The 12,326-nt window shown below is 68.5% G+C and carries 13 protein-coding genes; 8 read left to right on the top strand and 5 right to left on the bottom strand.

What is annotated here, in order from left to right; genetic code table 11:
• Positions 1 to 45 precede the first annotated feature (45 nt).
• On the top strand, positions 46 to 918 hold the full coding sequence (locus tag RKE50_RS06050; protein WP_350035157.1) for a DUF2971 domain-containing protein: 873 nt from the start codon (positions 46 to 48) through the stop codon (positions 916 to 918).
• Here RKE50_RS06050 and RKE50_RS06045 read toward each other — a convergent pair.
• Positions 915 to 1,799 (bottom strand): DUF1295 domain-containing protein, encoded by an 885-nt coding sequence (locus tag RKE50_RS06045; protein WP_350035156.1) that lies wholly within the window; start codon positions 1,797 to 1,799, stop codon positions 915 to 917. The genes RKE50_RS06050 and RKE50_RS06045 overlap by 4 nt on opposite strands.
• Positions 1,799 to 2,926 carry a zinc-binding dehydrogenase gene (locus RKE50_RS06040; protein WP_350035155.1) on the bottom strand — a complete coding sequence of 376 codons (1,128 nt, stop codon included), beginning with the start codon at positions 2,924 to 2,926 and terminating at the stop codon, positions 1,799 to 1,801. Before RKE50_RS06040 ends, RKE50_RS06045 begins: the two co-directional genes overlap by 1 nt.
• Positions 2,927 to 3,053: 127 nt before the next feature.
• On the opposite strand from RKE50_RS06040, the gene RKE50_RS06035 reads away from it, so the two are divergent.
• Positions 3,054 to 3,944, top strand: a complete 891-nt coding sequence (locus RKE50_RS06035; protein WP_350035154.1) for a lysophospholipid acyltransferase family protein — start codon at positions 3,054 to 3,056, stop codon at positions 3,942 to 3,944.
• Positions 3,945 to 3,955: 11 nt separating this feature from the next.
• Here RKE50_RS06035 and RKE50_RS06030 read toward each other — a convergent pair whose 3' ends face one another.
• Positions 3,956 to 5,317 carry an MATE family efflux transporter gene (locus RKE50_RS06030; protein ID WP_350035153.1) on the bottom strand — a complete coding sequence of 454 codons (1,362 nt, stop codon included), beginning with the start codon at positions 5,315 to 5,317 and terminating at the stop codon, positions 3,956 to 3,958.
• 78 nt (positions 5,318 to 5,395) lie between these two features.
• The gene (locus RKE50_RS06025) at positions 5,396 to 5,926 is read right to left on the bottom strand and encodes a peroxiredoxin (RefSeq protein ID WP_350035152.1); all 531 of its coding nucleotides are present in this window, start codon (positions 5,924 to 5,926) and stop codon (positions 5,396 to 5,398) included.
• A gap of 246 nt (positions 5,927 to 6,172) precedes the next feature.
• On the opposite strand from RKE50_RS06025, the gene RKE50_RS06020 reads away from it, so the two are divergent.
• The 5 genes from RKE50_RS06020 to RKE50_RS06000 all read left to right on the top strand — a co-directional run bounded on the left by RKE50_RS06020 (position 6,173) and on the right by RKE50_RS06000 (position 11,012).
• Complete coding sequence (locus tag RKE50_RS06020; protein WP_350035151.1) at positions 6,173 to 6,559, top strand: hypothetical protein; 387 nt, start codon at positions 6,173 to 6,175, stop codon at positions 6,557 to 6,559.
• A gap of 200 nt (positions 6,560 to 6,759) precedes the next feature.
• Entirely contained in the window at positions 6,760 to 8,436 is a 1,677-nt protein-coding gene (gene bchE / locus RKE50_RS06015) for a magnesium-protoporphyrin IX monomethyl ester anaerobic oxidative cyclase (protein WP_350035150.1), read from the top strand.
• 1 nt (position 8,437) lies between these two features.
• Complete coding sequence (gene bchJ / locus RKE50_RS06010) at positions 8,438 to 9,043, top strand: bacteriochlorophyll 4-vinyl reductase (protein ID WP_350035149.1); 606 nt, start codon at positions 8,438 to 8,440, stop codon at positions 9,041 to 9,043.
• 146 nt (positions 9,044 to 9,189) lie between these two features.
• Positions 9,190 to 10,068, top strand: coding sequence for a WYL domain-containing transcriptional regulator (locus RKE50_RS06005; RefSeq protein WP_350035147.1), 879 nt, complete (start codon positions 9,190 to 9,192; stop codon positions 10,066 to 10,068).
• Positions 10,069 to 10,073: 5 nt separating this feature from the next.
• Complete coding sequence (locus RKE50_RS06000) at positions 10,074 to 11,012, top strand: hydrogen peroxide-inducible genes activator (RefSeq protein ID WP_350035146.1); 939 nt, start codon at positions 10,074 to 10,076, stop codon at positions 11,010 to 11,012.
• Positions 11,013 to 11,041: 29 nt separating this feature from the next.
• Here the strand turns inward: RKE50_RS06000 and RKE50_RS05995 are convergent, their stop codons facing one another.
• A complete protein-coding gene (locus RKE50_RS05995) occupies positions 11,042 to 11,554 on the bottom strand; it encodes a retroviral-like aspartic protease family protein (protein WP_350035145.1) in 513 nt (170 codons plus the stop codon).
• A 338-nt stretch (positions 11,555 to 11,892) separates the two neighbouring features.
• Between RKE50_RS05995 and RKE50_RS05990 the strand changes: the two genes are divergently transcribed.
• Positions 11,893 to 12,258 (top strand): hypothetical protein, encoded by a 366-nt coding sequence (locus tag RKE50_RS05990; RefSeq protein ID WP_350035144.1) that lies wholly within the window; start codon positions 11,893 to 11,895, stop codon positions 12,256 to 12,258.
• Positions 12,259 to 12,326 lie beyond the last annotated feature (68 nt).

Raw genomic sequence — 12,326 nt, 5'->3', positions numbered from 1 at the left:
GCGGCTGCATTGCCGTCGCCGTACCGGGACACCGATAATGGGGCCATGTTCGACGTCCTGACCCGCCAGCTGTTCGCCACGCCGCCCCGCGAGACCCTCTACCACTACACCTCCCTCACCGGCGTTCTCGGCATCGTCGGCAGCGCCGAGCTGCGCGCCAGCGACATCCGCTACATGAACGACTCCACGGAGCTGCGTCACACCCTCGACCTGCTCGGCCGGCAGGTCACGCGGCGGATACTCGCCGGCGTGGACAACCCCGCCCTGCTCAATGCCTTCCTCGAGTGGCTCTCACACCGGGTGGTCAGTGGCCCGATGCTGTTCGGCGCCTCCTTCCGGGCGAACGGCAACCTGCTGAGCCAGTGGCGCGGCTACAGCGTCCACGGCAAGGGGGTCAGCCTGGGTATGGCGCCCGCGCACATCCTCGCCTGTGCCGAGGCCCGGGACTTCCAGGTGGGACGCTGCATCTACGCGCCGAGCGAGCAGGAGCGGCTCATCGGGCACATCATCGACGCCGTGGAAGCGCTGGGCGCCGCATTCGAGGTGGAGGGCGGGGAACGCGGCGAAAACCGCTGGCTGCCGCTGTTCCAGCGCATCGAGGGCGATCTCCTGCGTATCGCGGCGGTCCTCAAGCACCCGGCCTTCGAGGAGGAGCAGGAGTGGCGCATCGTGTCACCGGTAATCACGGACGTTGCGTCGGGCCGGGTCGCCTTCCGCGAGGGCAGCTCCATGCTCATCCCCTACTACCCCTTCGACCTGAGCGACGCACACGGCCGGCTGCCGCTGGAGCACTGCTACCTCGGCCCCACCGGCAATATCGACCTGTCCATGAACTCCCTGCGCCTGTATCTCGACGGCCAGGATGCCCGGCCGCGCCGCGGCATCACCTACTGCGACATCCCCTACCGCAAGCGTTAATGACCGCCGCCGGTGGTCCCGGACAACGGGCCGCGGCGCGACCAGGGAAAGAGCACGGGCGTGCGCTCGAGGTAGTCGCGGTAGGCCGGGTCGTCGCCCCAGCGCTCGCTTCCGCGGCGCTCGAGCAGCGGAATCCCGCTCACCCGGGTCAGCAGCAGGTAGACGAACAGCGGCGAAACCAGCGTGACCAGCTGCCAGCCGGACAGGAGCGGCAGGGACGCCAGCGCCACCCCCAGCCACAGCAGAATCTCCCCGGCGTAATTGGGGTGGCGCGAGTAGCGCCACAGGCCCTCGTCGATGAAGGCCCCGGCACCCGCCCGGCGACGGAAGGCGCGCTTCTGGGCATCGGCCGCGGTTTCCACCGCGAACCCCGCCACCCAGAGTGCGGCGCCGAGCAGGCCCAGCGGGCCGAGGCCGCCCGGCGCGGCACTGCCCAGGGCCGCCCAGGCGGCCCCGGCGGTCACCAGCACCCAGAGACCCTGCAGCGTCCAGGTGAAGAAGAAACGCGGGCCGTCGTGCTTGATGGGATCGAAGCGACCGTCACCACCGTCCTGGCGCACGCGCCGGAACAGGAACGCGCCGAGGCGCAGCGCCCAGAACAGCACCATGCCCGCGAGCAGCAGGCGCGCCGGCCCGCCGGGCCCCGCGAGGTAGCCGGCGACGGTCAGGACGACGTAGGTGCCGCTCCCGGTCAGGTCGTAGAAGTGTTCCGTGCGGGCCAGGAAGGAGGGCAGGAACACCAGCCACTGGATGGCGAGCGCAGCTGACGCGCAGAGCGCGAAGACCGGCAGGCCGAAGACGGTGGCCCCCTGCCAGGAGCCGGCAGCCGCGAGCCCGCCGGCCAGGGCGAGCACGAGCGCCAGGGCAGCCGCGAGGCGCATCAGGCCTGCGGCGTGACCAGGAACTTCTGGCCCGTGGCCTGGCGGCCGTAGACGGACAGGGCCTCGAGGGTCAGCGCCTCGGCCAGGGAGACCCTGGCCGTGTAGTGGCTGGCGAAGGTGCTGGTCAGCTCGTCGGCAACCCGGCGCTGCATGCGTTGCATGCGCTCGCCCCCGGCCCGCTGCAGGAAGTTCGGCAGCAGCCAGCCCCCCACGGCCCAGCTGAAGCCGAAGTTGCGGTTGATGGTGGTCGGCGTGTAATCGAGGGCGCCGTAGATGTAGACCTGCTTGAACACGTCGGAACCGTAGCGGCTGTAGGCATCCATCTGCTCCACGGCAACGGCTTCCATGCAGCCGAGGATCGTGCCGGCGAGGCGGCCACCGCCGATGGCGTCGAAGGCCAGGGTCGCGCCGGTCTCCCGCAGCGCGGCGGTGAGGTCATCGCCGAAGCTGTCGGCCGCGGAGTTGACCACGTGCGCAGCACCCAGGTCGCGCAGCAGCGCTTCCTGCTCCGGCTTGCGCACGATGTTCACGAGTGGCACGCCGTCGGCGATGCAGATGCGGTTGAGCATCTGGCCGAGGTTCGATGCTGCCGCCGTGTGCACCAGTGCCTTGTGCCCCTCCATGACCATGGTCTCCACCATGCCCAGCGCGGTCATGGGATTCACGAAGCAGGAAGCCCCCTGCTCCGCCGTCGTGCCCTCGTGCAGGGGCAGGCACTGGGGCGCCTTGACGCAGCGGTACTGGCTGTAGAGCTCGCCGCCGAAGACGCCGACGGTGCGTCCCATGAGCGCCTGAGCAGACGGGTCGTCACCGGCGGCGACCACGGTGCCGGCGCCCTCGTTGCCCACGGGCAGCGCCTGGCCGATCCGCCCTGTCATCATGCGCATGGCATTCTCGGGAACGTCGGCCTCGATCACCGGACGCTCCGGCGTGCCCGTGGCGCGGGCCGTGGTCATGTCGGCCGTGCCGAAGAGCAGGCCCAGGTCCGAGGGGTTGATCGGTGCCGCCTCGACGCGCACCAGCACCTCGTCCGCCGCCGGCGCGGGCACCGGCACTTCGGCCAGGCGCACTTCGAGGACCCGGTCCTCGCGCAACAGGGACTGGATCTGCAGGGCCGTATCACTCATGGTCTCGTCTCTCGGGCTGGGGAAGGTCGCCGGACTGTAGCGGACTTGGCTCCGCCCGTGAACCCGCCCCTGCGTCCGGCGTGACGCCCCGTTATACTCCGCCGCGAGAACGCAAGGAGCGCACCCGATGCTGCCCCACCAGGTACTGGCCGCCGACAACGACCCCCTCGCCGACGCCGACGCCCTCCGCCGGCACATCGAGCGGGCCCTCGCCGTCCGCCCCGCCGGGGGCTGGGAGCTCGCCCTAGGCTACCGCCTGGTGCAGCAGTGGTTCAGCCCCATTGTCGTCGGCGCCGAGCGCCTGCCGGACGAACCGTGCCTGTTCGTCGGCAACCACGGGCTCTTCGCCGTGGACGGCCTCGTCATGCTGCCGGTGATGCTGCACGATTACGGACGCTTCCTGCGGCCGATGGGCGACAAGTTCCTGTTCACGGACCCGCGCCTCGCCGACTTCCTGGTCAGCCGCGGCGCGACCATGGGCCACCCGGAGGTCTGCAGTGCCCTGATGGAGGCACGGCAGGACATCCTCGTCTTCCCGGGCGGTGCGCACGAGGCGGTGAAGAGCAAGGCCGAGAAATACCGGCTGCAGTGGAAGGACCGGCTGGGCTTCGTGCGCCTCGCGGCGAAGCACGGCTATCGCATCGTACCCTTCGGCCTGGTCGGCCCGGACGACTTCTACGAGCACCTCGTGGAGGGCGAAGACCTCGCCGGCAGCCCCCCGGCGCGCTGGCTCATGGCCCGGGGGCTGCTGCCGAAGGACCTGCGGCGCGACCTCGTGCCGCCGCTTGCCCGGGGCAGCCTCGGCACCCTGCTGCCCCGGCCGCAGCGCTGCTATCTCGGCTTCGGCGAGGCGGTCGACCTCGCGTCGTTCAAGGGCCGGCGGGTCGGCAGGCAACGCCTCGCCGCCCTGCGCGACGAGGTCGCCGCCCGTATCGAGGTGCAGCTGGAAGGCCTCCTCGCGGCCCGGGAACAGGACCGCGGCCGGGAAGGCCTGCTGCGGCGCGTACTCAGCCTCTAGCGGACGACCGTCTAGTCCGCCAGGGCCCGGGCCAGCCGGTCCGGGTGCCGCCAGTAGCCGCCGAGCACCCGCCAGCCGTAGAGCACCGCGTTGGCGATGAGCGTTGCCACGAAGCCCCACCAGCTCACCAGCGGACCCACCGCGAGCCCGAGGATCAGCCAGACCTGCAGCAGCAGCATGGCGACGTGCACGGCGATGGACGTGCCCATCATCCAGCGGGTGTCGCCGGCGCCCCGGAGGGTGCCGCCGCAGACCAGGATCACCGCGTCGGCCATCATGTAGCAGGCCATGCCGACCATCATCGGCTGGCCGACAGCCAGGATCGGTGCGAAATCCGCCCCCGGCGTGGCGAAGACCTCGAGCAGCGGCACGCGGAACATAAGGAAGCACAGCGCCAGTACCCCCGAGTAACCGAGACCGATGAGCAGACCGGCGCTGATGACCTGGGTCGCCCGGGACAGGTCACCGGCGCCCACGTAGCGGCCGATCAGGCTCATGACGGAGATGTTCAGTCCCATGAGCGGCACGTAGGACAGCATGTCCCAGTTGAACACGATGGCCATCGCCGTGCCCTCGGCCACGCCGTAGGCCTGGTAGAGCAGCAGGAAAAGGTTGAAGGTGCCGACGCCGATGAACACCTCCAGCCCCGACGGGAACCCCAGGCGGAGGAAACGCCGGAGGATGCCCCGGTCGAGCTGGAAGGACTCGCGCACCTTGAACTGCGCCGCGTGCACCGCGTTGAAATAGAACAGCGCATAAAGCCCGATGGTGAACGCGGCGGCAATCACCGTGCCCAGGGCCGCGCCGGCGATGCCCAGGGCCGGCAGCCCCAGCTTGCCGAAGATCAATACGTAGGACAGGGGGACGTTCAGGCACACGCCGATCACGTCGCAGATCATGACCACCCGCGTGCGCCCGATCCCGGAAAAATAGGAAGCCAGCGTATTCTTGAGCAGGAACAGGAACGCCCCGCCCAGCAGGGTCAGGAAATAGGTGCGCTCGAGCGCCGCGAGCGCCGGTTCGTGGCCCATCCACAGGAACATGTCACCGAGCAGGAATGCCGCGAGCAGGATGAGGGGCTGGCTGCCCAGCGCGATCAGCGCGCCTTGGGTCACGACCTGCGGGCAGCGCTCGAGACGCCGCTGCCCGTAGTACTGGGCCACGATGGCGTTGCCGTAGGAGAGGATCCCGTTGAAGAAGCAGACCGTCAGGAAGAAGCTCACCCCGCCGCCGAGGGATGCGGCGACGTGGGTCGCATCGATGCGCGACAGGAAGAAGCGGTCCGCGAACATCATCAGGGCAAAGGCCCCCTGGGACACGACCATCGGCAGTGCCAGGCGGAACAGTTCCCTGAGGGTGGCGAACGAGTACACGGGGCTCTCCCGGGATCGAGGGGGCCGCGTATTCTACGCCGCTTGGGCGCCGGCGCCACCGCGGCGCCGGCGGGAAAATTACTGTCTGGGGACGCCGAGCGTCTCGAGACGGGCGATCATGTCCTCGGCCGAGGTGCTCGGCCGCACGGAGCGATCGATGTAGGCGATTCTGCCCTCGCGGTCGATGTAGAAGGTGTGACGCTTCGCAAAGCCCATGGTGTAGACCCCGTAGGCACGGGCGACTTTTCCCTCGGGATCCGACAGGAGCGGGAAGTCCGCTTCCGTTTCCTCGGCAAAGGCCATGTTCTTGTCTACCGGGTCCGTGCTCGCCATGAAGTAGCTGACGTCGAAGCGGCGCAGTTCCTCGCCGCTGCGCGCCAGCGACTTGCACTCCACGGTGCAGCCGGAGGTGAAGGCCCGGGGGAACCACGCGAGCACGACCGGCTGCTCACCGCGGAAGTCCGCCAGGCGATAGGTCTTGCCGTCCGAGGCCTGTAGTTCGAAGTCCGGCGCCGGGTCGCCGACAGCGAGCTCCGCGTTCGCGACGGCGGGCCTGAGCAGGGCCAGGAGGAGCAGGCAGGCGATGACGGGCAGGGTTCGTGCGGTCATGGGCGATTCCTCGCGTGAGATGATGCTTAAGCTACGCGCGGGGCCTCGTTCGGATCACAGGCAGTTCTTGCGCCGAGCACGGGCGCTTTACCCGCCCTGCCTTTCGGTATAGCCTCCTGTGACGGTCGGCGGGTTCACCGCCCCGGCGTGGCGCGTGTAGTGACCGGTGCCCGCAAGCGACAGCGCCGTCGACAGCAGCGTCGACGAGCCAGATGAAAACGGATATTCAAGCAAGGGGATAGCGAGATGAACGCGAAAACGGTACTGGGTGCACTACTGGTTTCCACCCTGGTCCTGGCCGGGTGCAGCAAGGAAGACGTCGACAGCGCCACCAACAGCGTCAAGGAAACCGCGGACAAGGTCGGCGATTCCACCAAGAACGCGATGGACAAGGCCGGCGACATGGCCAAGGAGGCCGGTGACAAGACCAAGGAAGCCATGGACAAGGCCGGCGAGAGCGCCAAGGAAACCATGGCCAAGGCCGAGGACATGGCCGGCGACATGATGAACGACGCCGAGGAAGGCGCGGAAGAGGCCGGCGACGCCATGAAGAAAATGGCCGAGGATGCGGAAGAAGGCGCCGAAGAGGCCGCCAACGATGCCAAGCGTGCCATGGAAGACGCCATGGACTGAGCGCCGGCTCCGCCGGAACCGCCGCCGGGCTCCTGCTCCGCGGCGGTTTTTTTTGCCCGTTCGCAGGATCCCGTGGCGAAATGCTGCATCTGACCATCGGGCCGGAGCGCCCGCCCCAACCCTCCCCTTGATCCGTGTCAATTCAAGTTACCATTTTCATGTGTTAACTTTAATTGACAGTCAGAGGGAGGTACGGGCCCATGCGAATCGTCTTTGTCCATCCCAACTACCGCTCCGGCGGTGCGGAAATCGCCGGTAGCTGGCCCCCAGCCTGGGTCGCCTACCTCGCCGGCCACCTGCGCAAGGCCGGCTTCAACGATATCCACTTCATCGACGCGATGACCCATAACCTCGAGGAAGAGGAGGTCGTGCGGCGGCTGGTGGAGCTGCAGCCCGACGTCATCGGCACCACCGCCATCACGCCATCGATCTACATGGCCGAGCGCCTCCTCGAGCTTGCGCGGGAACACGTACCCCAGGCACTGCGGGTGCTGGGCGGCATCCACGCGACCTTCATGTTCAAGCAGGTGCTCTCCGAGGCGCCCTGGGTCGACGTGATCGTCCGCGGCGAGGGCGAAGAAATCTTCACCCAGCTCATGGAAGCGGTGAACCGCGGCGAATACCTGCAGACCCGCGACCAGATCCGCGGTATCGCCTATCGCGACGGCGAAGAGATCGTCGCCACCCCGGCGGCACCGACCATCAAGGACCTCGACGCCCTCGACCCCGACTGGACCCTCCTCGAGTGGGACGAATACAAGTACATCCCGCTCAACACCAAGGTCGCCATTCCGAACATGGCCCGCGGCTGCCCGTTCACCTGCTCTTTCTGCTCGCAGTGGAAGTTCTGGCGCGACTACCGGGTCCGCGATCCGATCAAGGTGGTGGACGAGATCGAGAAGCTGGTCAACGAACAGGGCGTCGGCTTCTTCATCCTCGCGGACGAGGAGCCCACCATCAACCGCAAGAAGTTCATCCAGTTCTGCGAGGAGCTGATTGCCCGGGGCCTCCCGGACAAGGTCAAGTGGGGCATCAATACGCGGGTGACGGACATCCTCCGCGACGAGGAGCTCCTGCCGCTCTACCGCCGGGCCGGGCTGGTGCACGTCAGCCTCGGCACGGAGGCCGCCGCGCAGATGAAGCTCGACCAGTTCAACAAGGAAACGAAGGTGGAGGACAACCGGCGCGCCATCGAGCTCCTGCGCGACGCCGACATCTTCATCGAGGCGCAGTTCATCGTCGGCCTCGACAACGAGACCGCCGAAACCCTCGAGGAAACCTACCGCATGGCCTGGGACTGGCAGCCGGACCTCGCCAACTGGGCCATGTACACCCCCTGGCCCTTCACGCCGCTGTTCCAGGACCTCGGCGACAAGGTCGAGGTCTTCGACTTCTCGAAGTACAACTTCGTGACGCCGATCATGAAGCCAGAAGCCATGGACCGGGGCGAGCTCCTCGACCGGGTCATGAACAACTACCGACGCTTCTACATCAAGAAAGCGCTGTTCCACTATCCCTGGCGCGGTACCGGGTTCCGCCGGCGCTATCTTCTCGGCTGCCTCAAGGCCTTCGCCAAGGCCGGCTTCGCCCGCACCTTCTACGATCTCGGCAAGGCCGGCTACTGGGGGCCCCAGTCCAAGGACAAGGTGGACTTCCACTTCGACACGACGCGGAAGATCGCCAAAGCACAGCTCGACGACTGGCAGTCCATGCAGGATCGCGCGGCCCAGGCCCGGGCCCGCAAGCAGGCCGAGCAGCCGGATGCCTACGACATGCTGGCGACCGATGCCATGGCCGCGGACACTATCGTCAAGGCCTGCGGCGGCGGCGAACAGCAGCTGAGCGAGGCGGAGATGGATGCGGCAGGGCGCGCTTGAAGTGGCCGCTCCCCGGAGCGCCGGCGATGCCGGCGCGGGTGGCGCCCGTATCGGTCCGAACAGCGTCCTCCAGCTAGTCCCGGTGCTCGACGCCCAGCTGGGGGCCCTTGCCCGGCAGCGCCTGCTCGCCAGCGCCGGCCTGAAGGAGCTGCCCCCGGACGACGGGCTGATGCCCGAGGCGCCGGCGGCGCTCCTGCACCAGGAACTCCGGCGCCAGTACCCTGCCGAGGCCGCTGAACTCGCCCGGGAAGCCGGCGAGCGCACCGGCGACTACATCATCGCCCACCGCATCCCCACCGTCGCCCGCCGGGTGATCCGCAAGATGCCGGCCTGGCTCGGTGCGCCGCTGCTGGCCAGCGCCATCGAGAAGCACGCCTGGACCTTCGCCGGCTCCGGCACCTTCCGCGTGGTCTCGCGCCAGCCGCTGGTGTTCGAACTGGTGGACAACCCCGTGGTGCGCGGGGAACACGCCGACCGCCCGCTCTGCGACTGGCACGCGGCCGTGTTCCAGCGCCTGTTCAACGTGCTCGTGGACAAGCACATGAAATGCGTCGAAACCCGGTGCTGCGCCATGGGGGCCGAGAGCTGCCGCTTCGAGCTCACCTAGCGTTTCTGCCCGGCGTTTCTTCAATGGATTTCCGCCCCGGGTTTCTGCCCGGGGTTTCTGCAGCGCCCCCCGCGCGGCGGGCGCTGCCCTTGCATTCCCCCGCGGGCACCGTATGCTCGCGGGGAATCCACCGCCTGGGGGCACCGATGGCCGGTCACCGCGATGGCGCCTGGCCCTTCCGCTGGGACCTGCTGCTGCGCTACCGCTATATCGAGATCATCGCCCTCTGGGAGGGGCGGCTCACCACGCGCCACCTCTGCGAGACCTTCGGTATCGGCCGCCAGCAGGCCAGCAAGGACATCAACAGCTACCGCCGCGAGGTGGGGCCCGGCAACCTCGAGTACGACAAGCACCTGAAGGGCTACGTGCCCGCCCCCGCCTTTACGCCCAGGGTGACGGCCGGCCTGGCCGACGAGTACCTGCAGCTGGCCGCGCGCAACAACGAGCTCGCCAACGTCTTCGAGTCGCTGGCGCTGGGCCTCGGCAACATCGAAGTGCTGGGGCTCCCGGTGCGGGACGTGCAGGCCACCACCCTGCGCCCCATCCTGCAGGCCGCGCGCCAGCAGCGGCGCATCGACGTCGACTACGTGTCGGTCAACAACCCGGACCGTGAGGGGCGCATCATCGTGCCGCACACACTCGTCTACACGGGCCTTCGCTGGCACGTCCGCGCCTGGTGTGAAAAGAACGCCGGTTACCGGGATTTCGTGCTCAGCCGCTTCCGCGGCGAGCCGGACATGATGGACGGCTCCACGCACGGCGCCGGCGCCGACGCGGCCTGGCAGCAGCGCGTGCAGCTCCGCCTGCGGCCGGACCCGCGGCTGAGCCCGGCGCAGCAGGCCGTGGTGGCGGCAGACTACGGCATGAGCGACGGCGAGCTCGCCATCGAGACCCGCGGCTGCCTCGTGCCCTACGTGCTCCAGCGGCTGCAGCTCGACCCGGCCCGGGAGCCGGCGGCCCCGGCCGCGCAGCAGGTGGTGATCGCGAATCCCGATGCGATGAGCCGCTGGCTCTTCCGCGGGTGACGGCCATGAGTGAACGCCCCACGCTGCGCCAACTCGAGTACTTCATGGCCGTCGCACGCTGCGGCAGCCTGCGCCGCGCCGCCGACGAGCTCGCCATCAGCCAGCCGACGCTGACGGCACAGATCGCCCGCGCGGAGGCAACCCTGGGCGTGACCCTGTTCGAGCGCACGCGCAGCGGCGCCCGCCTGACCCCCGCCGGCCGGCGCCTGGAGCCCCATGCGCGGCGCGTGCTGGAAGCCGTCGAGGAGCTTGCCAGCGCTGCCGATGCCTCCCGCGGCGGCGCCGCGGGCACCTACCGCCTGGGCGTCAAGTCCACGCTGGGCCCCTACCTGCTGCCGCGCATCCTGCCGCGGCTGCACGAGCGCTACACGGACCTCAAGCTCTACGTGCGCGAGGACTCCGTGCGCCGGCTGGAAGAGGGCCTGGAGCGCGGGGAGTACGACATGATCGTGACCGCCCTGCCCATCAACTCGCGGGAAATCCGCGCGGAGACACTGCTGCGGGAGGATATCCGCCTGGTCATGCCCGTGGACCACCCCCTCGCCCGCAAGCCACGCCTCACCGGGGCGGACCTGGCCGGCCAGCAGATCCTGACTACCGAGCAGGGACACCTCTTCTCGCAGCTCGTCGAGCAGGCCTGCGCCCGTCTCGGCGCCGAACTGCTGCGCGACTACCAGGGCACGAGCCTCGATGCACTCCGGGTCATGGTGGTCATGGGCATGGGGCTGGCGTTTCTGCCCGCGCTGTACATCGCCTCGGAGATCGACGATGACACGGGCCTCGCCGTGCGCGACATCGAGGGCGAGGGCATCGCGCGGATCCTGGTACTCGCCTGGCGCGGGGGTTCGCCGGCGCGCGCTTTCTACCGGCGCCTGGCGGCGGATATCCGCGAGCTCACCCAGGAGGAAGTCGGCGACGTGGTCCAGGTACTGTCTGGGGATTAGCGCCCGGGAGAAGCCCTGGCGCGAGGGCCCTACAAGGCGGCGATGGCCCCGGGAAGACTGCAGCCGGAGAGGTGCAACGCCGGCGGCGCCATGCTCACGGTAAAGGGTGCGGCCCGCCCGAGCGCCGAGAGGCCCAGGAGGTTGCGCCCGCCCCCGGGCATCACGGCGACCTCGACCGGGCCGATATCGCAGTGCTCCCCGATACGGAACTCGGCCACCTCGTAGACCGTCAGCGGCTGCAGGCGGTTGTTTGCCAGCCGCGCCGCGACCCGGCGCACCTCGCGCACGGCGCCACGGGCTTGCAGCTGATCGAAGAAGGCCTCGCTGACCGTCACCAGGCCGGCGCCGGTGTCGACCAGGAAGGAAGCACTGATGCCCCCGGCTTCGGCGTCGACGTAGAGGCTGCCGCCCGGCGCCTGCTCCAGGGGGACGGCTTCCAGCGGCGGGCTCTCGAGTACCGGGGCGTCGCGGGCGGTACCCTCGGTGACCCCGTCCGGGGCCGACGACTGCGCGAAAACGGCCGCGGGGAGCAAGGCGCTCACTATCAGGGCAAGCCCTTGGTGCAGGCATTTCTTCACGGGGTCATGGCCAATCTGCGTCGACATTGCTTCCTGACGTTTGCAAGGGCCGAGCCAACACAAAATAACCAATCAAATCATATGGTTAGGCCATACCGCGGGAGAAAGCCACGCACTCTTTACGGGCATACGCCCAATACTGATGCAACCTGCACAACTTGCGATCATCCGAGGGTTTCAGCCACGCCCTGGGTGATAGCCAATTACTATATTAATTACTCAGTATTTATGTCAGGCATTGTTCCCGGCTATGGCATAGTTTCATCGAACGTAGCAAGCGAACACCGCCAAGGAGGTGTGTGATGAAGACAACGAAGATTCTCGCAGCCCTGGTCGCCGGCGCCCTCGGCGGCACCCTCGCCACCGGCGCCGTCGCCGAAGCGCCTTCGACAGGCGAAACGGTCACGGTCTGGGCCGTGGATCACAGCGGCCGTCCGCCCTTCAAGCGCGAGCGCGTGGAAATCCCGGTCGTCGACACGGCACAGCTGGAAGTTGCCGAGGAGTCCGTCGAAACGGTCACGGTGTGGACGGTCGACCGCAGCGGCAAGCCGCCCTACGATCGCCGCCGTGAAGAACTGCCGGTGACGGACATCGCCGCGCTGGAAAGCGCAGTAGCGGAAGAAGAGCCCCTGTTCCGCGGTCGCCCGCCCTTCAAGCGGCACCGCTAAACGCATCCGGCCCGCCCCGCGGGCCGCACCAGTCCCTCCCCTCGGCGCTACCACCCACCTTTGGGTAG

This window comes from Pseudohaliea sp., assembly GCF_040217025.1.
Taxonomy (GTDB): Bacteria; Pseudomonadota; Gammaproteobacteria; order Pseudomonadales; family Halieaceae; genus Pseudohaliea.
The sequence above is the reverse complement of the archived record's forward strand: the minus strand, read 5'-3'. Positions and strand labels throughout refer to the sequence as shown.

Excerpts from the sequence above, each read along its gene's own strand:
- bchE (WP_350035150.1), top strand. The coding sequence starts at position 6,760 with ATGCGAATCGTCTTTGTCCATCCCAACTACCGCTCCGGCGGTGCGGAA.
- RKE50_RS06035 (WP_350035154.1), top strand. The coding sequence starts at position 3,054 with ATGCTGCCCCACCAGGTACTGGCCGCCGACAACGACCCCCTCGCCGAC.
- RKE50_RS06045 (WP_350035156.1), bottom strand. The coding sequence starts at position 1,799 with ATGCGCCTCGCGGCTGCCCTGGCGCTCGTGCTCGCCCTGGCCGGCGGG.
- RKE50_RS06050 (WP_350035157.1), top strand. The coding sequence starts at position 46 with ATGTTCGACGTCCTGACCCGCCAGCTGTTCGCCACGCCGCCCCGCGAG.
- RKE50_RS06020 (WP_350035151.1), top strand. The coding sequence starts at position 6,173 with ATGAACGCGAAAACGGTACTGGGTGCACTACTGGTTTCCACCCTGGTC.
- RKE50_RS06040 (WP_350035155.1), bottom strand. The coding sequence starts at position 2,926 with ATGAGTGATACGGCCCTGCAGATCCAGTCCCTGTTGCGCGAGGACCGG.
- RKE50_RS06025 (WP_350035152.1), bottom strand. The coding sequence starts at position 5,926 with ATGACCGCACGAACCCTGCCCGTCATCGCCTGCCTGCTCCTCCTGGCC.
- RKE50_RS05990 (WP_350035144.1), top strand. The coding sequence starts at position 11,893 with ATGAAGACAACGAAGATTCTCGCAGCCCTGGTCGCCGGCGCCCTCGGC.
- RKE50_RS06000 (WP_350035146.1), top strand. The coding sequence starts at position 10,074 with ATGAGTGAACGCCCCACGCTGCGCCAACTCGAGTACTTCATGGCCGTC.
- RKE50_RS06005 (WP_350035147.1), top strand. The coding sequence starts at position 9,190 with ATGGCCGGTCACCGCGATGGCGCCTGGCCCTTCCGCTGGGACCTGCTG.